This window comes from Kitasatospora sp. NPDC058046 (genome assembly GCF_042885595.1).
Classification (GTDB): Bacteria; Actinomycetota; Actinomycetes; order Streptomycetales; family Streptomycetaceae; genus Kitasatospora.
The window spans coordinates 138957-163987 of the sequence record NZ_JBHVRS010000011.1 but is presented as its reverse complement, the minus strand read 5'-3'; the positions used below and the strand labels follow the sequence as shown (position 1 = coordinate 163987).

At 76.5% G+C, this 25031-nt stretch carries 3 protein-coding genes and 2 pseudogenes; all 5 read right to left on the bottom strand.

From position 1 onward, the window contains the following. Positions 1–101: 101 nt before the first annotated feature. Positions 102–1727, bottom strand: a complete 1626-nt coding sequence (locus ACFVU7_RS23030) for a bifunctional 3-(3-hydroxy-phenyl)propionate/3-hydroxycinnamic acid hydroxylase (RefSeq protein ID WP_388046810.1) — start codon at positions 1725–1727, stop codon at positions 102–104. Next, on the bottom strand, positions 1724–2512 hold the full coding sequence (locus tag ACFVU7_RS23025) for an arylamine N-acetyltransferase (RefSeq protein WP_388046808.1): 789 nt from the start codon (positions 2510–2512) through the stop codon (positions 1724–1726). Before ACFVU7_RS23025 ends, ACFVU7_RS23030 begins: the two co-directional genes overlap by 4 nt. 5 nt (positions 2513–2517) lie before the next feature. Then, positions 2518–5622, bottom strand: a pseudogene (locus ACFVU7_RS23020) (type I polyketide synthase); the annotation flags it as partial. Positions 5623–5891: 269 nt separating this feature from the next. Beyond that, positions 5892–11210, bottom strand: a pseudogene (locus tag ACFVU7_RS23015) (type I polyketide synthase); the annotation flags it as partial. 35 nt (positions 11211–11245) lie between these two features. Then, positions 11246–24961 carry an SDR family NAD(P)-dependent oxidoreductase gene (locus tag ACFVU7_RS23010; RefSeq protein ID WP_388046806.1) on the bottom strand — a complete coding sequence of 4572 codons (13716 nt, stop codon included), beginning with the start codon at positions 24959–24961 and terminating at the stop codon, positions 11246–11248. Positions 24962–25031: the final 70 nt, after the last annotated feature.

Below are 25031 nucleotides of genomic sequence, written 5' to 3'. Positions count from 1 at the left end.
GGCCCGCTCCTCCACGCGGAGGGGGAGCGGGCCGTCAGCACGTGCGCGGGAGGGGGCGAGCAACTCCCCACGGGTTCAGGCGGGTTCAGACGGGCGGGCCGTCAGGCGGCGAGGTCGGTGCGGAGCGCTTCGAGGAGCGCGGCCAGCTCCGTCCGGTCCGCCGCCGCGCCGTAGACGTAGAAGTCCGGCCGGACCAGCACCGCGACCGCCCCGGCCTCGGCCAGGTACGGCAGGTACACCCCGTCGGTGTCGCCCACCGCGCCCGCCGGGGGCTCCTTGTCGGCGGCCGCGAGCACCCTCACCGCGTGGCCGCCGAGGTCGGCCAGCCAGGCGCGGTCCCCGGCGGTGAGCAGGCTCTCCGGCGGCTCGGTGGTGAGCAGCACGAAGCCGCGCCCCACCACGTCGTCGAAGAGCCCGGCGGGCCGGCCGGCCGCCGTCACCCGTCCCTGGACGACCAGGTCGCCGGCCGGCCCGCCACCGTGCCGCAGGCCCGCCGTGAGCGGCTGGACCGGGGTGCGCGGCCGGGCCGCGCCGACCTCCGCGCCGCGCCGGGCGCGCTCCTGGGCGGCCAGCATGACGGTGTCGCGGTCGCGGGCCGCGGCCGGGTCGGTCTGGCAGATGACCCGGCCCAGGTCCATCGACATGGTGAGCGCGTGCCGCACGTGCTCGCGCCGCTCGGCGGTGTAGCTGTCGAGCAGCCCTTCGCCGGCCCGGCCGGTGAGCACCAGGTCCAGCTTCCAGGCGAGGTTGGCGGCGTCCCGGAGGCCCGAGCACATGCCCTGCCCGGCGAACGGCGGCATCAGGTGGGCGGCGTCCCCGGCGATCAGCACCCGGCCGCGCCGCCACTGGTCCGCGTAGCGCGCCTGGAAGGTGTAGACGGCGTGCCGCAGCAGGGTGGCGTTGCCGGGGTCGATGTCGAACAGCGAGAGCAGCTTCCAGACGTTGGCCTCGCCGCCGAACTCCTCGGGCGACTCGTGGTCGAGCCGCATGAACTCCCAGCGCCGGTGGCCCGGCCCGGCGGAGACGGCGGTGCGCGGCCGGGCCGGGTCGCAGACCTGGAGGTTGTTGGGGACGAACTCCCGGCCGTCGTGCGGGACGACGTCGCAGGTCAGCCAGTCGTTGAAGAACGCGAAGTCGGTGGCGGTCAGCCCGGCCTCCTCGCGCACCACGCTGTTGGCGCCGTCGCAGCCGATCACCCAGCGGGCGGTGAGCGGGCCGCCCGACGGGCCGGTCCGCGGTCCTTCGACCGTGAGCGTGACCGCGTCGCCGCGGTCGGCGAGCGCCGTCACCCGGTGGCCGCGCAGGACGCGCAGCGTGGGGTACCGCTCGCCGTGGGCGGCCAACGCGGCCTCCAGGCCCGGCTGGTAGACGGCGCTGGAGTCGGGCCAGCCGGAGCGGCCGGCGTCCTCGACGTCCACCCGGAAGAGGGTCTGCCCGTCGGCGTTGTGCCAGACGTAGTCCCGGGAGGACTCGACGTGCTCGTCCAGGGCCGCGCCCACGCCGGTGGCGGCGAGGATGCGGGCGGACTCACCGTCGAAGGAGACCGCCCGCGGCATCGGGTACGGCCGGGGGAAGCGCTCCAGGACGGTGACCCGGTGGCCGCGGGCGGCCAGCAGCAGGGCGGCGGTCTGGCCGACCGGCCCGTAGCCGACGATCGCGACGTCGGTGTCGAAGCCGTCGCCGTCTCCCACAGCGGCGGCGGTCTCGGTGTGGACGGGGGTGCTCATGCGGTGGCCGCGTCCTTCCGCAGGATCTCGGCGAGCACCCGGGCGTGCTCCTCCGGGTCGGCGAGGCCGCGCAGCCGCTCGGTGCCGTCCTCGACGACGACCAGGCGGGTGCCGATCAGGATCCGCTGGCCGCCCTCGAAGGCCCGGCCGCGCACCACGATGCCGGAGCCGGCCAGGGCCCGGGCGAACCGGTCCAGCTCCGGCGAGGGGACCAGCCAGTCCGCGAAGGCGCGCGGCCGCGCGTGGAACCGGTAGACGGCGCGCCAGTCGCCGACCCGGCCCCGGCGCTGCACCACGTGGTGGCCGGTGTCCGCGCGCACGACGCGGAAGTCGGTGCCGAACTGCGGCTGCACCTCGTCGGGCACCACCCGCAGCGGCTCCAGGTAGGACGGGCCGACGAAGCCGACGTCGACCAGCCAGAGGTCGCCGTCCAGCCGGACGAAGCCGAGGACGTGCTCCAGGTCCGGCCCGAAGCTGTCGTCCACCTGGCGGATCCCGGCCGAGAACAGCCCGGTCTCGTAGCCGAGTTCGCGCAGCAGCGCGAGGAAGAGCCCGTTCAGTTCGTAGCAGACGCCGCCCCGGCCGCCGAGCACGACGGCGTCGAACACGGCGTCGACGTCGATGTCGACGCCCGCCCACAGGGCCTCGCCGCGGGCGGTGTTGAGCGAGGAGTCGTACGGGATGGCGATCAGGTGGCGCCGGTGCAGCTCGCGCAGGGTGTCGGCGGTGGGGTCGAGCGGGCCGTCGTAGTCGAGGGCCTTGAGGTAGGCGGTGGTGTCGAACACGGCGGTCACTTCCCTTCGGTCCGCTGCTCGGCGGGCACGGTCTCGGCGGCTTCGGTCTCGTCGGGCGCGGTCTCGCCGGAGCCGGTCTCGTCGAGCAGGGAGAGGAGGTGGCCGGCGATCCGCTCCGGGGTCGGCTGGTCGAAGGCGAGCAGGGCGGGCAGTTCGAGCCCGGTGACGTTCTGGAGGCGGTTGCGCAGCTCGACGGCGGTCAGCGAGACGAAGCCGATGTCGAAGAAGACGGCGTCCGCCCCGATCTCGTCGGTGCCCTCGTGGCCGAGGACGGCCGCGACCTCCGTGCGGACCACGTCGACCAGCACGGCCAGGCGCTCCCCCGGGTCGGCGTCCGCCAGCCGGCGGGCGAGGACGGCGCCGGGCGCCTCCTCGGTGGTGGTGTCGGGCTCGGTCTCGGTGGCCATCGGGGAATCTCCTGCGGGGGTGGTCGTCACGGGCACCGACTCCAGCCAGTAGTGCCGGTGTTGGAAGGGGTAGGTCGGAAGCTCGGAGGCGGGGAGGGTGCCGGCGCCCGCGTAGGAGGCCGACCAGTCGACCTCGACGCCGCGGACGTGCAGCGCGGCGGCCGAGAGCAGGACGCGGTCCCAGCCGCCCTCGTCGCGCCGCAGGGTCCCGGTGACGGCCGCGTCGCGCACGGAGGCCGCCTCCAGGGCCTCGACGATGCCGTGCGCGAGTACGGGGTGGGCGCTGACCTCGACGAACGCCCGGTACTCGGCGGCGGCGAGGGTCTCGACGGCCTCGGCGAAGCGGACGGTCTGCCGCAGGTTGCGGTACCAGTACTCCGCGTCCAGCTCCGGGCCCTCCAGCCAGCGGCTCTCGACGGTGGAGAGGAAGGGGATCGCGGCGGGCTGGGGCTTCACGGAGCCCAGCAGCTCGGCGAGTTCGGCCTCGATGGACTCCACGTGCGAGGTGTGCGAGGCGTAGTCCACCGGGATCCGCCGCACCCGCACACCCTGCTCCTCGTACGCGGTCACCAGGGTGTCGAGCGCGGCCGGGTCACCGGCGACGACCACCGAGGACGGACCGTTCACGGCCGCGAGCTCGACGCCGTCCGGCAGCGCGCCCGCCACCCGCTCCCGGGGAAGGCCGACCGAGACCATGCCGCCCCGGCCCGCCAGACCCCGGGCGATGGCCTGCGACCGCAGCGCCACCACGGCCGCCGCGTCGTCCAGGGAGAGGATGCCGGCGACGTGCGCCGCCGCGATCTCGCCCTGGGAGTGGCCGACCACCGCGTCCGGCACCACGCCCAGCGACGCCCAGAGGCGCGCCAGGCCGACGTTCACCGCGAACGACACCGGCTGCACCACGTCCACCCGCTCCAACGAAGCGGCACCCGGCACCTGGTTCACCACATCGAGCAACGACCAGTCGACATAGGACGTCAGGGCCTTGTCGACCTCACCGAGCGCCTCCGCGAAGACCGCGGACTCGGCGAGCAGCCGACGACCCATCCCCGCCCACTGGGAACCCTGGCCCGGGAAGACGAAGACGGTCTGCCCGGCGACGTCCGCCGTGCCGGTGACCAGGGCGGGCGAGGCGGCGTCGCCCGCGAGCGCGGCCAGGCCGGTGCGGTGGCCGTCGAGCGCGTCGGCCACCACGACGGCGCGGTGCGCCAGCAGGGTCCGGGCCTCGGCCAGCGTCCGGGCCGCGTCGGCGGGTGCCGGGCCGCGTGCCTCGGTGTAGTCGAGCAGCCGCTCCGCCTGGGCACGCAGGGCGCCGGCGGAAGCGGCGGACAGCAGCCAGGGGACGGCGGCGGCCTCGGGGGCGGTGGGCTCGGCGGCGGGCTTTGCGGTGGGCGCCTCCTCCAGGATGACGTGGGCGTTGGTGCCGCTCACCCCGAAGGCCGACACGGCGGCCCGGCGCGGGCGGTCGGCCGCCGGCCACGGCCGGGCCTCCGTCAGCAGCCGCACCTCCCCGACCGACCAGTCGACCTGGGTCGTCGGCGCGTCCACGTGGAGGGTCCGCGGCAGCACGCCGTGGCGCAGCGCCTCGACCATCTTGATCACGCCGGCGACGCCGGCGGCGGCCTGGGTGTGGCCGATGTTGGACTTCAACGACCCCAGCCAGAGCGGCTGTTCGGCCGGTCGGCCCTGCCCGTAGGTGGCCAGCACCGCCTGCGCCTCGATCGGGTCGCCCAGCGGGGTGCCGGTGCCGTGGCCCTCGACAGCGTCGACGTCGGCGGCCGTCAGCCGGGCGTTGGCGAGGGCCGCCCGGATCACCCGCTGCTGAGCGGGCCCGTTGGGCGCGGTGAGGCCGTTGGACGCGCCGTCCTGGTTGACGGCCGAACCCCGGACCACGGCCAGCACCTCGTGCCCCAGGCGCCGGGCGTCCGACAGCCGCTCCAGGACGAGGACCGCCACGCCCTCCGCCCAGCCGGTGCCGTCGGCGGCGTCCGCGAAGGCCTTGCAGCGCCCGTCGGTCGCCAGGCCGCGCTGCCGGGAGAACTCCACGAACGGCGAGGGCTGGGACATCACCGCGACACCGCCGGCCAGCGCCAGCGTCGACTCGCCGCTGCGCAGCGACTGGGCGGCCAGGTGGACGGCGACCAGCGAGGAGGAGCAGGCGGTGTCGACGGTGATCGCGGGCCCCTCCAGGCCGAGCGTGTAGGCGACCCGGCCCGAGGCCACGGAGCCGGAGGTGCCGGTGGCGAGGAAGCCTTCGAGCCCGGCGGGCACGCTTCGCAGTCCGGTGGCGTAGTCGTGGTACATGACGCCGGAGAACACGCCGACGGCCGTGCCGCGCAGGCCCGCCGGGTCCAGGCCGGCCCGCTCCAGGGCCTCCCAGGAGGTCTCCAGCAGCAGCCGCTGCTGCGGGTCCATGGCGAGCGCCTCGCGCGGCGAGATCCCGAAGAAGGCGGCGTCGAAGTCGGCGGCGCCGTGCAGGAATCCGCCCTCGCGGACGTAGGAGCGGCCGGCCCGGTCCGGGTCGGGGTCGAAGAGTCCGTCGAGGTCCCAGCCGCGGTCCTCGGGGAACTCGGCCACTCCGTCGCGTCCGTCGGCGACCAGCTGCCACAGGTCGGCCGGGGAGGCGACGTCGCCCGGCAGCCGGCAGGCCATCCCGACGATGGCGATCGGCTCACCGGCCGCCGCCTCCAACGCGGCCTTCTCGGAGGCGAGTTGTTCGTTATCCTGGAGCGCGGCCCGCAGTGCCTCGACCAGCCTCGCCGTCTGGTCGAGGGCGGCCGCGCCGTCGTTGGTGGTGGTGGTCATGTCAGCCTTTCGGATGGTGCGCCGGGCGCCGAGCGCGGACGAACGGGCGCGGGTCGGTGAGCGCGGTGCGTCGGCTCGGTGGGTCTGCTCGGTGGGTCTGCGCGGTGGGTCCGCGCGGTCGGGTCCGCGCGGTCGGGTGGGCGCGGTAGGTGGGAGGTTCAGCCGCGGCCGCGCAGGGCGCGGGCGACCAGGCCGTCGATGTCCAGGTCCGCGATGGCGGGCCCGTCCACGGGCACCGGTCCCGCGTCCGGGCCCGCCGCGCGCGGCTCGGGGGTCACGGCCGCCGGGCCCGCCACCGGCTCCGGCAGCAGCTCGGACCGCAGGTGGCGGGCGAGCGCGAGCGGGGTCGGGTGGTCGAAGACCAGGGTCGCCGGGAGCCGGACGCCCGTCGCCCGGGCCAGCCGGTTACGCAGCTGCACCGCGCCGAGCGAGTCGAACCCGGCCTCCTTGAAGGCCTGGGCGGCGGCGACGGCGTTCTTGGACGGGTGCCCGAGGACGGCGGCGGCGGCGGAGCGCACCAGGTCGAGGACCTCGCGGTGCTGCTCGCGCTCCGGCAGCGCGGCCAGCCGGGCGGCGAAGTCCGCCGCGTCGTCGGCGGGCGCTCCGGTGGCGGCGGTGCGCCGGGGGGTGCGGACCAGACCGCGCAGCAGCGGGTTCAGCTCGCCGCCCGCCGCCTGCCCGCGCAGCGCGTCGCGGTCCAGCCGGGTCGGGACCAGCAGCGCCTCCGGAGAACGCAGCGCGGCATCGAACAGCGCCAGCGCCTCCTCCGTCGCCAGGGCCTTGAGACCACCCCGGGCCAGCCGGGCCCGGTCCGCCTCGTCCAGGTGCCCGGTCAGCCCACTGGCCTGAGCCCACAGGCCCCAGGCCAGCGACACCGCCGGCAGACCGCGCTCACGACGCCACCCGGCCAGACCGTCCAGGAACCCGTTCGCCGACCCGTACAGGCTCTGCCCGGCGTTCCCGAACACACTGGCGCCGGAGGAGAAGAGCACGAAGGCCGCCAGACCCAGGCCCTCGGTCGCCTCGTGCAGGTGCCAGGCCGCGTCCGCCTTCGGCGCGAACACCTCCCCCAGCCGCCCTGCGGGCTGGCCCTCGAACACACCGTCGGCCAGTGCACCGGCCGTGTGCACCACCGCCGTCAGCGGACGCCCCTCCGGGACCCGACGGACCAGGTCGTCGACCACCGAACGGTCCGACACGTCCGCGGCCACCACCTCCACCTCGGCACCGAGCGCCTCAAGCCCGGCCACCAACTCCGCCGCACCCGGCGCCGCCGCACCGCGGCGACTCACCAGCACCAGCCGCCGCACCCCGTGCGACTCCACCAGATGCCGGGCCACCAACCCGCCCAACGTCCCCGTACCACCGGTCACCAGCACCGTCCCCGCCGGATCCAGGACGCCGTGCCCGTCGGCGGAGGCCGGAGCGGAGGCACGCGCCAGACGCGGCACCACCACACCGCCGTCGCGCCAGAGCGCCTGGGTCTCGCCGGACGCCAGCAGGCCGCCCACCACCGACGGGTCCACCGCCGCGGCGGGGAAGCCCGTCCCCTCGCCGCCGAGGAGCACGATCCGGCCGGGCTGCTCCTGCTGGACCGAACGGACCAGCCCCCACACCGCGTTGACCGCCGGGTCCGCGTCCGGGGGCCCGGTCACGACCGCCAGCGGCGCCCCTCTCCGGGCGGGATCGGTGAGCCCCTGGTGCAGGAACTCCGAGACCCGGCCGACCAGCGCCCGGGCGCCCTCGGGCCCCTCGGCCGTCCCGGTGGTCAGGTCCAGCACCGCCGGGGCGGAGACACCAGCCGCGCCGGCGGGCAGGACGAGAGGCGTCCAGCCCACCTGGTAGAGGTGGTCGGTACCGGCCCCGCCGAGGCCGGCCAGCCGGTCGACCGGCACCTGCCGCAGCGACAGGGAGCCGACCGAGGCCACCGGTCCGCCGGTCGGGTCGGTGAGGACGAGCGAGAACGCGTGCGGGCCGGTCTGCCGGGCGTGCACCCGCAGAGCAGTGGGACGCGTGGCGAACAGGGCCACGTCGTTCCAGGCGAACGGCAGCAGGACGTGGCCCGGCTCCGGCTCGGCGATGCCCAGGAAGTTGGTGGCCTGCAGGGCGGCGTCCAGCAGCACCGGGTGGATGCCGAAGTCCTCGGCGGCCCGGCCGGCGGGCAGGGACACCTCGGCGTGCACCTCACCGTCGAGCCGCCAGACGGCCCGCAGCCCCTGGAACGCCGGTCCGTAGCCGAAGCCGCGGTCCACCAGCCGCTCGTAGAAGCCGTCCAGGGCGACCGGCTCCGCGCCGGCCGGCGGCCACGCGCCGGGGGCGACGGTGTCCGGCGCCTGCTCGCCGCCCAGGAAACCGGTGGCGTGCCTGGTCCAGGCACCGCCCTCGCCGTCCTCGGGCCGCGAGTACAGGGCGAACGGCCGCCGGCCGCCGGGGGCGTCGTCCTCCGGCGCGTCCACCCGCAGGTGCAGCTGCCGGGCGCCGCGCCCGGGGACGAGCAGCGGGGCCTCGATCACCAGCTCCTCGACGGTGGGCGTGCCCGCCTCGTCGCCGGCCCGCGAGGCCAGCTCCAGCAGCGCGGCCCCCGGGGCGAGGACGGTGCCGGCGACGGCGTGGTCCGCGAGCCACGGGTGGTCCTTCGGGTCGAGCCGCCCGGTGAGGAGCGCCCCGCCCTCGGGCAGCTGCACCGCCGCGCCCAGCAGCGGGTGCCCGACGGGCGCCAGCCCGGCGGCGCCCACGTCGGTGGCGGGGCGGGTCTCCAGCCAGAAGCGCTGGTGCTGGAAGGGGTAGGTGGGCAGTTCGGAGGCGGGGAGGAGGGCGGCGTCCGGGAAGGCCGTGGACCAGTCCACGGGCAGGCCGTGCACATGGAGTTCGGCGGCGGCGAGCAGGACGCGGTCCCAGCCGCCGTCCTCACGGCGCAGCGTGCCGGTGACGACGGTCGGCGCCTGGACGGCCTCCTCCAGGGCCTCGACGACGGCGTGGGCGAGCACGGGGTGCGCGCTGACCTCGACGAACGCCCGGAAACCGTCACCGGCCAGGGTCTCGACGGCCTCGGCGAAGCGGACGGTCTGCCGCAGGTTGCGGTACCAGTACCCGGCGTCCAGCTCGGGGCCCTCCAGCCAGCGGCCCTCGACCGTCGACAGGAACGGGACGACGGCCGGCTGAGGCTTCACCGCGCCGAGCAGCTCGGCGAGTTCGGCCTCGATGGACTCGACGTGGGCGGTGTGGGAGGCGTAGTCGACGGGGATCCGGCGCACCCGGGCGCCGAGCTCCTCGAAGGCGGCCACCACGGTGTCGAGGCCGGCCGGGTCACCGGCGACGACCACCGAGGAGGGGCCGTTGACGGCGGCGACCTCGACCCCGGCGGGGAGCCGGTCGGCCACCTCGGCGAGCGGCAGCCCGACCGACACCATGCCGCCGCGTCCGGCCAGGCCCCGCGCGATGGCCTGCGACCGCAGCGCCACCACCGCCGCCGCGTCCTCCAGCGAGAGAATGCCCGCGACGTGCGCCGCCGCGATCTCCCCCTGGGAGTGACCGACCACCGCGTCCGGCACCACACCCAGCGAGGACCACAGCCGCGCCAGCGCGACGTTCACCGCGAACGACACCGGCTGCACCACATCCACCCGCTCCAACGAAGCGGCACCCGGCACCTGGTTCACCACATCCAGCAACGACCAGTCGACATAAGCCCTCAGAGCCTTGTCGACCTCACCGAGCGCCTCCGCGAACACCGCCGACTCCGCGAGCAGCCGACGCCCCATCCCCGCCCACTGGGAACCCTGACCCGGGAAGACGAACACCGACCGGCCGCTCACCTCCGCCCGGCCGGAGACGACACCCGCCGCCTCCTCCCCCCGTGCCACCGCGTCCAGCGCCGCCACCGTGTCCGCGCGGTCGGCGGCCACCACCACGGCGCGCTGCTCCAGCGCGGCCCGCGCGGTGACGAGGGTGCGGGCGGTACGGGCCAGGCCGGTGTCCGGCTGCTCGGCCAGGAGCCGGCCCCAGGCGCCGGCCTGGGCCCGCAGGGCGTTCTCGGAGGCGGCCGACAGCACCAACGGCAGTGCGGCGCCGGTTGGTTCGGCGTCCGGCTGCGGGGCGTCCCCGGCCGGGGCCTGCTCCAGGATCACGTGGGCGTTGGTGCCGCTGACGCCGAAGGAGGAGACGGCGGCCCGGCGCGGCCGGTCGACCTCCGGCCAGTCGCGGCGTTCGGTGAGGAGCGCGACCGCGCCCGAGTCCCAGTCGACCTTCGAGGTGGGTGTGTCGATGTGCAGACTCTTCGGCAGCACGCCGTGCCGCAGCGCCTCCACCATCTTGATGACCCCGGCCGCACCGGCCGCCGCCTGGGTGTGGCCGATGTTGGACTTCAACGACCCGAGCCAGAGCGGCTGTTCGGCCGGACGGCCCTGCCCGTACGTGGCCAGCACCGCCTGCGCCTCGATCGGGTCGCCCAACGAGGTCCCCGTCCCGTGCCCCTCGACGGCGTCGACGTCCGCCGCCGTCAGCCGGGCGTTGGCCAGGGCCGCCCGGATCACCCGCTCCTGCGAGGGGCCGTTCGGGGCGGTGAGGCCGTTGGACGCGCCGTCCTGGTTGACGGCCGAACCCCGGACCACGGCCAGCACCTCGTGCCCCAGCCGCCGGGCGTCCGACAGCCGCTCCAGCAGGAGGACGGCGACGCCCTCGGCGAGCCCGGTCCCGTCGGCGCCGTCCGCGTACGCCTTGCAGCGGCTGTCGCGCGCCAGGCCGCGCTGGGTGGCGAAGTCGACGAACACCTCCGGCGTGGCCATCACGGCGACCCCGCCGGCCAGGGCCAGCGTGCACTCGCCGTCGCGCAGCGCCTGCGCGGCCAGGTGGACGGCGACCAGCGAGGAGGAGCAGGCGGTGTCCACCGTCACCGACGGGCCTTCGAGGCCGAGGGTGTAGGAGACCCGGCCGGAGGCGACGGAGCCCGAGTTGCCGATCCCGAAGTACCCCTCCAGGCCCTCCGGGAGGTTGAGCACGTGGTGCGCGTAGTCGTGGTACATCAGCCCCGCGTAGACGCCGACCGGCTGCCCCTTGAGCGAGGCCGGGTCGATGCCGGCCCGCTCCAGGGCCTCCCAGGAGGCCTCCAGCAGCAGCCGCTGCTGCGGGTCCGTCGCCAGCGCCTCGCGCGGGGAGATCCCGAAGAGCGCGGCGTCGAAGCCGCCCGGGTCGGCGAGGAAGCCGCCCTGCTCGGCGTAGGTCTTCCCGGCGGCGTCCGGGTCGGGGTCGTACAGGCCGTCCACGTCCCACCCCCGGTCGCGGGGGAACGGGGCCATGGCGTCGGTACCGTCGTGGACCAGGCGCCACAGGTCGGCCGGGGAGGCGACGCCGCCGGGCAGCCGGCAGGCCATCCCGACGATGGCGATCGGCTCGGTGCGCCGGGCCTCGACGTCGCGCAGGCGGCGCCTGGTCTGCTGGAGGTCGGCCGTGACGCGCTTGAGGTAGTCGCGCAGCTTGTCGTCGTTCGACATGGGGTTCTTCCTCGTATCCGTCATCAGGAAAGGCCGAGTTCGTTGTCGATCAGGTCGAAGAGCTCGTCGTCCGAGGCGGCGCCCAGGTCGACGCCCTCGGCCTCGGGCTCCTCGCCCGACTCCGCCCAGCGGGCGGTGAGGGCCTCCAGCCGGGCGGCCACCTGGGCGCGCAGCCCGTCGGGCGCCCCGGACGCGCCGGCCGTCCCCGCCGTGGCCGCCAACGCCTGCTCCAGCCGGTCGAGTTCGAGCAGGACGGGCGGCACGGCCACCGAGCCCGCCAGACCTAGCCGGTCCCGCAGGTGCTCGGCGACGGCGGCCGGGGTCGGGTGGTCGAAGACCAGGGTCGCCGGGAGCCGGACACCGGTGGCCTCGGTGAGGCTGGTGCGGATCCGCAGCGAGGTCAGCGAGTCGAAGCCGACGTCCTTGAACGCCTGAGCGGGCTTCACCGTCTCGTCGATGCTCTGGCCGAGCACCTTGGCCGCGCTGGCCCGGACCAGGTCCAGGAGCAGCCGGAGCTGTTCGGTCTCGCCCACCGCGGAGAGCCTGCGGAACAGGACCTCACGGCCGTCGCCGGCCGGTGCCCCGGCGGTGGCGGCGGTGCGGCGGGGGGTGCGGACCAGGCCGCGCAGCAGCGGGTTCAGTTCGCCGCCCGCCGCCTGCCCGCGCAGCGCGTCGCGGTCCAGCCGGGTCGGGACCAGCAGCGCCTCCGGGGACCGCAGCGCGGCATCGAACAGCGCCAGCGCCTCCTCCGTCGCCATGGCCGCCAGGCCGCCCCGGGCCAGCCGGGCCCGGTCCGCCTCGTCCAGGTGCCCGGTCAGGCCGCTGGCCTGAGCCCACAGGCCCCAGGCCAGCGAGACCGCCGGCAGGCCCCGCTCACGGCGCCACCCGGCCAGGCCGTCCAGGAAGCCGTTCGCCGACCCGTACAGGCTCTGCCCGGCGCTGCCGAACACGCCCGCGCCGGAGGAGAAGAGGACGAAGGCCGCGAGACCCAGGCCCTCGGTCGCCTCGTGCAGGTGCCAGGCCGCGTCCGCCTTCGGGGCGAACACCTCCCCCAACTCCTCCGCCGACCGCGTCTCGAAGACGCCGTCGGCCAGCGCGCCGGCGGTGTGCACCACCGCCGTCAGCGGACGCTCCGCCGGGACCCGACGGACCAGGTCGTCGACCACCGAACGGTCCGACACATCGGCGGCCACCACCTCCACCTCGGCACCCAGCGCCTCGAGTCCGGCCACCAACTCCGCCGCACCCGGCGCCGCCACGCCGCGACGACTCACCAACAGCAGCCGCCGCACCCCGTGCGACTCCACCAGATGCCGGGCCACCAACCCGCCCAACGTCCCCGTACCACCCGTCACCAGCACCGTCCCCGCCGGATCCAGGACCGGGCCGGTGCCGGTGGGCGCCTCGGCACGCGCCAGGCGCGGCACGACCGCGGTCCCGTCGTGCCAGGCGACGTGGGGTTCGCCGGACGCGAGCGCGTCGGCCACGAGTGAGGCGGGCACCGCCGAGCCGTCGGTGTCCACCAGGACGATCCGGCCCGGGTGTTCGAGCTGCGCGGTGCGGACCAGGCCCCGGACGGCGGCTGCCGCCGGGTCCCCGGCGCCGTTCGCGGTCAGGACCGCGAGCGGGCCGGCGGAGTCACCGGCCAGGTGCTCCTGGATCCCGCCGAGCGCGGCGCCGACGAGCGCCCGGGCCGCCTGCGGCACCGACAGCCCCTCGGGGACGCGGGTCAGGTCGAGCACATCGTCCCCGGACGGGCGGTCCGCCGCCCGCGGCAGGTCGGCGGGCGCCCAGTCGACGCGGTACAGGTGCTCGGCGGCGGTGTCCCGGGCGGCGGACAGCCGCTCGGGCGCCACCGGCCGCAGGACCAGCGCCCCGACGGCACCGACGGGCCGGCCGACCGGGTCGGTCAGCGCGAAGGAGACGCTGTCCGGGCCCTCCCGGCGGGAGTGCACCCGCAGCGCGGTGGCCCCGGACGCGTACAGGGCCACGTCGTTCCAGGCGAACGGCAGCAGTACCTCCCCCGGTCCGGCCACCGGCGCCGCGCCCAGGTTGGCGGACTGCAGGGCCGCGTCCAGCAGGGCCGGGTGCAGTCCGAACCGCCCGGCGGAGTCCGTCAGTTCCTCCGGCAGCGCGACCTCGGCGAACACCTCCTCGCCCGACCGCCAGGCGGCCCGCAGGCCCCGGAACGCGTCGCCGTACTCGTAGCCCGCCTCGGCCAGCCGCTCGTAGAATCCGTCCAGGGCGACCGGCTCCGCGCCGGCCGGCGGCCACGCCTCGTAGCCGAACTCCGGTGCGGTCTCGGCCGCCAGGAAGCCGGTGGCGTGCCGGGTCCACACGCCGCCCTCCGCGTCCTCGGGCCGCGAGTGCACGTGGACGGCCCGGCGGTCGTCGTCGGCGGTGGCCGGGTCGACCGTGACACGGACCTGGAGGCCACCGCGCTCGGGCAGGATCCCGGGCGCCTCGACGACCAGTTCGTCGAGTCGGCCGAGACCGGTCCGTTCCCCCGCCCGTAGGGCGAGTTCGAGGAAGGCCGCGCCGGGCAGCAGGACCGTCCCGGAGACGGCGTGGCCGGCCAGCCACGGGTGCGATCGGATCGACAGCCGTCCGGTGAACACCTCGCCCCCGTCGGGCAGTTCGACCAGGGTGCCGAGCAGCGGGTGCTCGGCGGCGGCGACCCCGAACGCGGTCACGTCACCGGTGGCGGCCACGGGCTCCAGCCAGAAGCGCTGGTGCTGGAAGGCGTAGGTGGGCAGTTCGGAGGGACGGACGGTGCCGGCTCCGGCGTGGGCCGTGGACCAGTCCACGGGCAGGCCGCGGACGTGGAGTTCGGCGGCGGCGAGCAGGACGCGGTCCCAGCCGCCGTCCTCGCGGCGCAGGGTCCCGGTGACGACGGTCGGCGCCTGGACGGCCTCCTCCAGGGCCTCGACGATGCCGTGGGCGAGCACGGGGTGCGCGCTGACCTCGACGAAGGCCCGGAAACCGTCACCGGCCAGGGTGTCGACGGCGTCGGCGAAGCGGACGGTCTGCCGCAGGTTGCGGTACCAGTACCCGGCATCCAGCTCCGGGCCCTCCAGCCAGCGGCCCTCGACGGTGGAGAGGAAGGGGATCGTAGCGGTCTGGGGCTTCACGGAGCCCAGCAGCTCGGCGAGTTCGGCCTCGATCGACTCCACGTGCGAGGTGTGCGAGGCGTAGTCGACGGCGATCCGCCGCACGCGCACGCCCTGCTCCTCGTACGCGACGACGAGCGTGTCCAGGCCGGCCGGGTCACCGGCGACGACCACCGAGGAGGGGCCATTGACGGCCGCGACCTCGACCCCGGCGGGGAGCCGGTCGGCCACCTCGGCGAGCGGCATCCCGACCGACACCATGCCGCCGCGTCCGGCCAGACCCCGGGCGATGGCCTGCGACCGCAACGCCACCACGGCCGCCGCGTCCTCCAGCGAGAGAATGCCCGCGACATGCGCCGCCGCGATCTCCCCCTGCGAGTGACCCACCACCGCGTCCGGCACCACACCCAGCGACGCCCAGAGGCGCGCCAGGCCGACGTTCACCGCGAACGACACCGGCTGCACCACGTCCACCCGCTCCAACGAAGCGGCACCCGGCACCTGGTTCACCACATCCAGCAACGACCAGTCGACATAAGGCTTCAAGGCCCTGTCGACCTCACCGAGCGCCTCCGCGAACACCGCGGACTCGGCGAGCAGCCGACGACCCATCCCCACCCACTGGGAACCCTGCCCCGGGAAGACGAACACCGACCGACCACTCACCTCCGCCCGACCGGACACCAGCCCGGCCGCGGCCTCCCCCTCGGCCAGGGCCTTCAGGGCGGCGACGAGCGCGGCCCGGTCGGCGCCGACGGCCACGGCACGCTCGGTGAACCGGGTGCGCGCGGTGACGAGAGCCCGGGCGGTGGCGGCGAGGTCCGGCGCCGGCTGTCCCTCCGCGAAGGCCGCCAGCCGCGCGGCCTGCTGACGCAGCGCCGCCTCCGAGGCGGCCGAGACCACCCAGGGAACCACGTTCTCCCCGGCGTCAGCGGGCGTTGCGGCTCCGTCGATGGGCTCGGCGGCACCGGCCGGCTCCGCCTGCTCCAGGATCACGTGCGCGTTCGTCCCGCTCACACCGAACGCCGAGACGCCGGCCCGGCGCGGGCGGTCGGCCGCCGGCCAGGCCCGCTGCTCGGTGAGCAGGGCGATGCCGCCCGAGGACCAGTCGATGTGCGAGGAGGGCGCGTCGATGTGGAGGGTCTGCGGCAGTACGCCGTGGCGCAGCGCCTCGACCATCTTGATCACGCCCGCCGCACCGGCGGCGGCCTGGGTGTGGCCGATGTTGGACTTCACCGACCCGAGCCAGAGCGGCTGTTCGGCCGGGCGGTCCTTGCCGTAGGTGGCGAGCAGGGCGTGTGCCTCGATCGGGTCGCCGAGCGGGGTGCCGGTGCCGTGCGCCTCGACGGCGTCGACGTCGGCGGCCGTCAGCCTGGCGTTGGCGAGGGCTGCCCGGATGACCCGCTCCTGCGAGGGACCGTTCGGGGCGGTGAGGCCATTGGACGCACCGTCCTGGTTGACGGCCGAACCCCGGACCACGGCCAGCACCTCGTGCCCCAACCGCCGGGCGTCGGAGAGCCGTTCGAGCAGCAGCAGGCCCACGCCCTCGGACATCCCGAACCCGTCGGCGGCGTCGGCGAAGGCCTTGCTCCGGCCGTCGGCGGCGAGGCCGCGCTGCCGGGAGAAGCCGACCAGGCCTTCGAGCGTGGACATCACCGAGGCGCCGCCGGCCAGGGCCAGCGTGCACTCCCCGGCGCGGAGCGCCTGGGCGGCGAGGTGCAGGGCGACCAGCGAGGAGGAGCAGGCGGTGTCGACGGTGATCGCGGGTCCCTCCAGGCCGAGGGCGTAGGAGAGGCGGCCGGAGAGCACGCTGCCCGCGTTGCCGGTGACCAGGTAGCCCTCGTCGGCGGCGCCGCCGGTGCCCTGGGTGCCGTAGTCCTGGCCGTGGGTGCCGATGAAGACGCCGGTCGGGGTGGCGCGCAGGGCGGTGGGGTCGAGTCCGGCGCGCTCCAGGGTCTCCCAGGCGACTTCGAGCAGCAGGCGCTGCTGCGGGTCCATCGCCAGGGCCTCGCGCGGGTTGATGCCGAAGAAGGCGGCGTCGAAGTCGGCGATGCCGGGCAGGAATCCGCCGCCGCGCACGTAGGTGCGGCCGGGGGCGTCGGGGTCGGGGTCGTAGCTGCCGTCGAGGTCCCAGCCCCGGTCGGCGGGCAGGCCGGTGACGGCGTCGCCGCCGGCGGCGACGAAGCGCCAGAGGTCCTCGCCGGAGTCGAGGCCGCCGGGGAAGCGGCAGCCGACGGCGACGATCGCGATCGGGTCGTCCTCGGTCCCGGCGGCCTGTGCCGCGGGGGTGGCGGGGGCGGCGGGGGCCGGCTCCTCGCCGACGAGTTCGGTCGCGAGGTGGGCGGCGAGGGCCTTGGGCGTCGGGTAGTTGAACACCAGGGTGGCGGGCAGGCGCAGGCCGGTGGCGGTGCCGAGGGCGTTGCGGAGTTCGACGGCGGTGAGCGAGTCAATGCCGAGTTCCTTGAACGCCTTGTCGACGTCCAGTGCCGTGGCCGAGCCGTGGCCGAGGACGGCGGCGGCGGTGTCGCGGACGAGGGCGGTCAGCAGTCCGTCGCGGTCGGCGGCGGAGAGTCCGGCGAGCCGCCGGGCGAGGGTGCCGGCGCCGTCCGCGGCGGTGCGGGCGCCGGCCCGGCGCAGGGCGCGGGGTGCGCGGGCGGCGGGTGCCAGGTCGCGCAGCAGTGGCGGGAGGTCCTCGGTGCGGACGCCGGTGACGTCGAGCCTGATCGGCACCACGGCCGCGGGCTCGCCGGTGAGCGCGGCGTCCAGGAGGGCGAGGCCCTGGTCGGCGGAGAGGGGGCGGGTGCCGACCCGGGCCATCCGGGCGAGGTCGGTGTCGCTGAGCCGGCCGCCCATGCCGGCGGCCTCGGCCCACAGGCCCCAGGCGAGCGACACGGCGGGCAGTCCGAGCGAGCGCCGGTGGGCGGCCAGGCCGTCGAGGAAGGCGTTGCCGGCCGCGTAGTTGCCCTGGCCGGAGCCGCCGAGGACGCCGGAGGCGGAGGAGTAGAGCGCGAAGGCGGCCAGGTCGAGGCCGGCGGTGAGCTCGTGCAGGTGCCAGGCGGCGTCGACCTTCGGGCGCAGCACGCTGTGCCACTTGGCGGCGTCCAGCGCTTCGATGACGCCGTCGTCGACGATCCCGGCGACGTGGACGACGCCGGTCAGCCGGTCGGCGAGGGTGTCGACGACGGCGGCCAGCGCGGTGCGGTCGGCGGTGTCGACGGCCTCGGCGCGGACCAGGGTGCCGTGCGCGGCGAGTTCTTCGAGCAGGTCGGCGGGTACGGCGGAGCGGGAGAGGAGCACGAGTTCCGCGACGCGGTGGACCGCCGCGAGGTGACGGGCCACCAGGCGGCCCAGGCCGCCGTTGGCGCCGGTGACCAGGACGGTGCCGCCGGCCAGCGGGGACGGCGCGTCCGGCGCGGGGGCGGGCGGGGCGGCCGGGCGGCGCAGGCGGGCGACCAGCCGTCGCCCGTCGCGCAGCGCCAGCTGCGGTTCGTCGTCCGGTGCGGCGGCCACCGCCCGGGCGGCGTCGGCCGGGTCGTCGGCCTCGACGAGGACGAAGCGGCCGGGGTTCTCCGACTGGGCGGTGCGCACCAGGCCCCGGACGGGTTCCTGGACGAGTTCGCCGCGCCGGGTGACGACGACGAGCCGGGAGTCGGCCGTCCGGTCGTCGGCCAGCCAGGCCTGGAGCGCCCGCAGGACGTCGTGGCCGACGGCGTGGGCGCGCTCGGGCACGGTGTCGGAGGGCGCGCCCACACCGGCGGGCAGGACCACGAGGGGCGGCAGGGCGCCGTCCTCGGGCAGGTCACTGTGGAGGGTCCAGTCCGCGGGCCCGTCGGCGGGCGCGTCGGCGGCCTCGGGTGCGGGGACCCAGTCGACCTCGAACAGGGCCGCGTCGTCCGCCGGACCGGCGGTGAGGCCGCTCGGGTCCACCGGCCGCACGGTGAGGGCCTCGACGTCCACGACGGGGGCGCCGGTGTCGTCGGCGGCCCGGATGGTGAGGGTGTCGGGGCCGGCGGGGGTGACGACCACGCGCAGTGCCTCGGCGCCGGTGGCGTGCAGGCGCACGCCGGCCCAGGAGAAGGCGAGCCTGGGCACGTCGGCGCCGGGGAGGAGGCCGGCCTCGCCGAGCGGGTGGAGGGCGGCGTCCAGCAGGGCGGGGTGCAGGCCGTAGGCGGCGGCGTCGGTGGTGGTGTCGGGGAGGCGGAGCTGGGCGTAGAGGCGGCCGTCGGCGAGCCAGGCGGCCTCGACGGCGTGGAACGCGGGGCCGTAGGCGACGGTGAGCCGGTCGTAGAGGCCGTCGGTGTCGAGCGGGCGGGCTCCGGCGGGCGGCCAGACCGTCAGGTCGTCGGCGGTGGCGGGCTCCGGGCCCTCGGGGGCGAGCGTTCCGGTGGCGTTGGCGTGCCACGGCAGGCCGGGGCCGGTGCGGGTGAGCAGCCGGACGGCGCGGCGGCCGTCCTCGGCCTCGCCGACGTGGACCTGGAGGTCGAGGCCGCCGCCGTCCGGGACGACGAGCGGGGCGGAGACGGTCAGTTCCTCGACCGTGGGCGCGCCGAGCCGGTGGCCGACGTGGGCGAGGGCGTCGAGCAGCGCGGTGCCGGGCAGCAGCGTCGCGCCGCCGACCCGGTGGTCGGCCAGCCAGGGCAGGGTGCGTTCGGTGATCCGGCCGGTGAAGACGGCGCCTTCCTCGGTGCCGAGCAGCAGTTCGGTCTCCAGCAGTGGGTGGCCAGCCTTGTCCAGGCCGACGGCGGCGAGGTCGCCGGCGGAGCGGCCCGGCCGGAGCCAGTAGCGCTGGTGCTGGAAGGGGTAGGTGGGCAGTTCGGACGGGCGGACGGTGTCGGCCTCGGCGTGGGTCGTGGACCAGTCCACGGGCAGGCCGCGGACATGGAGTTCGGCGGCGGCGAGCAGGACGCGGTCCCAGCCGCCGTCCTCGCGGCGCAGGGTCCCGGTGACGACGGTCGGCGCCTGGACGGCCTCCTCCAGGGCCTCGACGACAGCGTGGGCGAGTACGGGGTGGGCGCTGACCTCGACGAACGCCCGGAAGCCGTCGCCGGCCAGGGTGTCGACGGCGTCGGCGAAGCGGACGGTCTGCCGCAGGTTGCGGTACCAGTACCCGGCGTTCAGCTCCGGGCCCTCCAGCCAGCGGCCCTCGACCGTCGACAGGAACGGGACGACGGCCGCCTGCGGCTTCACCGAACCCAGCAGCTCGGCGAGTTCGACCTCGATCGACTCCACATGCGAGGTGTGCGAGGCGTAGTCCACCGGAATCCGGCGCACCCGCACGCCCTGCTCCTCGTACGAGACGACGAGCGTGTCCAGACCCGCCGGGTCACCGGCGACGACCACCGAGGACGGACCGTTCACCGCCGCGACCTCGACCCCGGCGGGGAGCCGGTCGGTCACCTCGGCGAGCGGCAGCCCGACCGACACCATCCCGCCGCGTCCGGCCAGACCCCGCGCGATGGCCTGCGACCGCAACGCCACCACAGCCGCCGCGTCGTCCAGCGAGAGGATGCCCGCGACATGCGCCGCCGCGATCTCCCCCTGGGAGTGACCGACCACCGCGTCCGGCACCACACCCAGCGACGCCCAGAGACGGGCCAGCGCGACGTTCACCGCGAACGACACCGGCTGCACCACGTCCACCCGCTCCAGCGAAGCGGCACCCGGCACCTGGTTCACCACATCCAGCAACGACCAGTCGACATGGGGCTTCAGCGCCTCTGCGGCCTCCTCCAGAGCCCGCGCGAACACCGCCGACTCGGCGAGCAGCCGACGACCCATCCCGGCCCACTGGGAACCCTGGCCCGGGAAGACGAACACCGACCGACCGCTCACCTCCGCCCGACCGGACACCAGCCCGGCCGTGGCCTCCCCCTCGGCCAGGGCCCGCAGCCCGCTCAGCGCCCGCGCCCGGTCGGCGGCGACCACGACGGCCCGCCGTTCCAGCGCGGCCCGGGAGCCGGCGAGCGCGCGGGCCACGGCCGGCGCCTCGGCGAGGGGCCTGGCCTCGGTGAACCCGGCGATCCGTTCGGCCTGTTCGCGCAGGGCCTCGGGGGAACGGGCGGAGAGCAGCCAGGGCACCGGGGTGCCGGAGCCGGCGTCGGGTTCGCCGTCGAGTCCGGCGGGCACCGCCCGGTGCGCCGGCTCCTGGGCGGGGGCCTGCTCCAGGACGACGTGGGCGTTGGTGCCGCTGACGCCGAAGGAGGAGACGGCGGCCCGGCGCGGCCGGTCGACCTCGGGCCAGGCCCGTTCCTCGGTGAGCAGGGCGACCGCGCCGGACTCCCAGTCCACCTTGGTGCTGGGCTCGTCGATGTGCAGGCTCTTCGGCAGCACGCCGTGGCGCAGCGCCTCCACCATCTTGATCACGCCGGCGACACCGGCGGCGGCCTGGGCGTGGCCGATGTTGGACTTCAACGACCCCAGCCAGAGCGGCTGTTCGGCCGGACGGCCCTGCCCGTAGGTGGCCAGCACCGCCTGCGCCTCGATCGGGTCGCCCAGCGAGGTCCCCGTCCCGTGCCCCTCGACGGCGTCGACGTCCGCGGGCGTCAGCCCGGCGTTGGCGAGGGCGGCGAGGATCACCCGCTCCTGCGAGGGGCCGTTCGGGGCGGTCAGACCGTTGGACGCGCCGTCCTGGTTGACGGCCGAACCCCGGACGACCGCCAGCACCTCGTGCCCCAACCGCCGGGCGTCCGACAGCCGCTCCAGCAGCACCAGGCCCACGCCCTCGGCCCAGGCGGTGCCGTCGGCGCCGGCCGCGTAGGCCCGGGCCCGGCCGTCGGCGGAGAGCGCGCGCTGGCGGGAGAACTCGACGAAGGAGGTGGGCCGGGCCATGATCGCGGCGCCGCCGGCCAGGGCGAGCGTGCACTCGCCGTCGCGCAGCGCCTGGGCGGCCAGGTGCAGGGCCACCAGGGAGGAGGAGCAGGCGGTGTCCACCGTCACCGACGGGCCTTCGAGACCGAGGGTGTAGGAGATGCGGCCGGAGGCGACCGAGCCGGCGTTGCCGGTGCCCAGGTAGCCCTCCAGGCCGTCCGGGACCTCGGCGAGGTCGGTGGCGTAGTCGTGGTACATCAGGCCCGCGTAGACGCCGACCGGCTGCCCCTTGAGCGAGGTCGGGTCGATGCCCGCGCGCTCCAGCAGTTCCCAGGAGGTCTCCAGCAGCAGCCGCTGCTGCGGGTCCGTCGCGAGCGCCTCGCGCGGGGAGATCCCGAAGAAGGCGGCGTCGAACTCGCCCGCGTCGTGCAGGAATCCGCCGTGGCGGGCGTAGGAGGTGCCGGGGACGGCCGGGTCCGGGTCGTAGAGGGCGTCGAGGTCCCAGCCGCGGTCGGCGGGGAAGGGGGTGATCGCGTCGGTGCCCTCGGCGACCAGCCGCCACAGGTCGGCCGGGGAGGCGACGCCGCCGGGCAGGCGGCAGGCGGCGCCGACGATGACGACGGGGTCCTCGGCGGGCGGCACGGTGCGCGGTACGGGCGCGGGCCGGGCGGCGGTGGCCGGACGGCCGGTCAGCGCGTTCACCAGGAAGGCCGCGACGGCGGTCGGGTTGGGGTGGTCGAAGGCGAGGGTGGCGGGCAGCCGCAGGCCGGTGGCGGCGGTGAGGCGGCCGCGCAGCTCGACGGCGGTGGCGGAGGTGAAGCCGAGGTCCTTGAACGGGCCGTCGGGGCGGATCGGGTCGGGGCCGTCGCCGGCCAGCCCGGCGGTCTCCGCGAGGACGAGGTCGAGCAGCTCGCGCTGCCGGTCGGCGGCCGGGCGGCCGGCCAGGCGGCGGCGCAGCGCGGCGGCGGTCGCGGTGTCCGGGGCGCTCGGGCCGGCCGGGGTGTCGATGAGGTCGCGCAGCAGGGCCGGGACGTCCTGCGGGGCGAGGGCGTCCAGCCCTTCGGGGTCGAGCCGGAGCAGCAGCAGGGAGGTGTGGTCGGCCAGGTGGGCGGCGTCGAAGGCGGCGGCGCTCTCCTGGGCGGTGAGCCGGCCGAGGCCGGGCGGCACGGGGCGTCCGTCCCCGTCGGCGGGGCCGGCGATGAGGGCGAGGCCGGGCAGGCCGTGGCGGCTGCGGTGGTGGGCGAGGGCGTCGAGGAACGCCGCGGCGGCGGCCTCCCCGGGGGCGCCGGGGGTGCCGAGCGGTCCGACGGTGGGGGTGTGCACGACGAAGGCGGACAGCTCGGTGCCGGCGGTCAGTTCGTGCAGGTTGACGGCGGCGGCGAGGGCGGCGCCGAGGCCGGGGAAGGCCGCGCCGGGGGTGTGGACGACGGCGTTGAGGCGCGTGCCCGGGCCGGCCAGCCAGTCGGCGAGGGCGTCGCGGTCGGCGAGGTCGAGGGCGCTGAGGGTGGTCTCGGCGCCGGCGGCGGTGAGCCGCCCGGCGAGTTCGGCGGCGGCCCGGTCGGCGGGGCCGTGGGGGCTGGTGAGCAGGATCCGGCGCACGCCGCGGCCGGCCACCAGGTGGTGGGCGACGGCGGCGGCGGCCGGCCCGTCGGCGCCGGTGACCAGGACGGTGCGGCACGGGTCGAAGCGGGCGCCGGGCTCGCCGTGGGCGAGCGCGGCGGACACCCGGGCGGCGCGCGGGCGCAGCGCCACGCCGGAGCGGACGACGAGTTCGGGTTCGCCGGAGGCGACGGCGGTGGCCAGGGCGTCGGCGGCGTTCTCCTCCGCGTCGAGGTCGACCAGCAGGAACCGGCCGGGGTTCGCCACCCGGGCGGCGCGGACCACGCCGCGCAGCGCGGCCTGGACGAGGTCGGTGGCGCCGCCGGGGCCGGCGGCGCCCCGGGTGACGACGACCAGCGCGGTGTCGGCGAGCCGTTCCTCGGCGAGCCAGGCGGTGAGCTGCCCGTCGAGGGCGCGCACGGCCTCCTCGACGTCGGCGGCGAGCGGCCCGGGGGTGCGCAGGCCGGCGCCGACGCCGAGCACGGCGGCATCGGGCAGCGGGCCGGCCGCGGCCAGCGCGGCCGGGTCGGGGTGGGCGGCTACGCCGAGGGCGTCGGCGAGGCCGAAGGCGTCCGCGCCGAGCACCGCCCAGGTGCCGGCGGCGGAGCGGGCGCCGGGGACGGAGGAGAGCGGCAGCCAGTCGACGCGGAACAGGTGCTCGTAGTGGCTGCCGCCGGCGGCCCGCAGCCGGGCGGGCGCGTCCAGCAGCACGTGCCGGGTGATCTTGCCGGAGGCGGTGCGCGGGATGCGCTCCGTCTCGTACAGCTCCTCGGGGACCTTGAAGTAGGAGAGCCGTTCCCGGCAGGCGGCCAGCAGGGCCTCCGGGTCGAGGCCGCCGGGGCCGGGCACCAGGAAGGCCACCGGCACCTCGCCGAGCACCTCGTGGGGCTTGCCGACGACGGCGACGTCCGCGACGCCGGGCACGCCGCGCAGCACCTCCTCGACCTCGGCCGGGTGGATGTTCTCGCCGCCGCGGATGATGAGTTCCTTGATCCGGCCGGTGATGGTGAAGTAGCCGGAGCCGTCCCGCCGGGCGAGGTCGCCGGTGTGGTACCAACCGCCGCGCAGCGCCTGCTCGGTGGCCTCGGGCTGGTTGTGGTAGCCGAGCATCACGCTCGGGCCGCGCACCCAGACCTCGCCCTCCTCGCCGTCGGCGGCGTCCAGGCCGGTCTCCACGTCGACCAGGCGCACGCCCAGGCCGGGGACGGGCAGGCCGCAGGAGCCCTCGACGCGGGCGCCGGTGGGCCAGTTGACGGTGATCGAGCCGCAGGTCTCAGTGGAGCCGTAGGCGTCGATGAGCGGCGCGCCGAACGCCTCCTCGAAGGAGCGCCGCAGCGCGGCGGTGGTCATGGCGCCGCCGACCAGGCACATCCGCAGGGCCGGCGCGGTGAAGCCGTCCTCCCGGGCGGCGCGCACCAGCTGCTGGTACATGGTGGGCACGCCGGCCAGGAAGGTCGCGGACTCCTCGCGGACGGCCTCCAGGACGTCCCGCGCGGCGAAGCCGTCGAGGATGCGGGCGGTGGCGCCGACGGCGGTGACGCTCAGCACGCAGGCGATGTGGGAGAGGCTGTGGAACAGCGGCAGCGGCCAGACCACCCGGTCCTCGGCGCTCAGGCCGGGCACCGGCACGTAGCAGGCGGCGACCGACCAGAGGCAGTTGCGCTGGGTGGACAGCACGCCCTTGGGCCGGCCGGTGGTGCCGGAGGTGTAGAGCATCCAGGCGGGGTCGTCGAGGCCGAGGTCGTCGCGCGCGGGGGTGGCGGGGTCGGTGCCGGCCAGGGTCTCGAAGGAGAGGGTGCCGGCCGGGACGGGGCCCTCGCCGGTGACGATCACCCGCAGGTCGGCCCGGCCGCGGGCGAGGGCGTCCAGGCCGGCGGCGCGGGCGGCGTCGGTGATGACGACGCGGGCGCCGCTGTCGTCCAGCAGGTGGGTGAGCTCGGCCTCGGTGGCGTGCGGGTTGAGCGGCACGCCGATGGCGCCGGCGCGCAGGATGCCGAAGTAGGCCTCCACCACCTCGACGCTGTTGCCGAGCAGGATCGCGGCCCGGTCGCCGGGCTGGAGGCGCAGGTCGGCGAGGTGGCCGGCGATCCGGCCGGTGCGGGCGTGGAGCTCGCCGTAGGTCACGCCGCGGACGGCGTCGCGGAACGCGGTCTTGTCCGAGCTGTCGCGGGCGTGCTCGGCCAGCAGTTCGGGCAGCGGCCGGATCAGCTCGGTGCGCAACATGCCGTCACTTCCTTGGGTCGGTTCAGGGTCTGTTCGGGGTCTGTTCCGGTCGGCCCGGTTCGGGCCTCGG

Bases quoted from the DNA above. Each gene is read 5' to 3' on its own strand.
- ACFVU7_RS23030 (WP_388046810.1), bottom strand. From the start codon at position 1,727: ATGAGCACCCCCGTCCACACCGAGACCGCCGCCGCTGTGGGAGACGGC.
- ACFVU7_RS23010 (WP_388046806.1), bottom strand. From the start codon at position 24,961: ATGTTGCGCACCGAGCTGATCCGGCCGCTGCCCGAACTGCTGGCCGAG.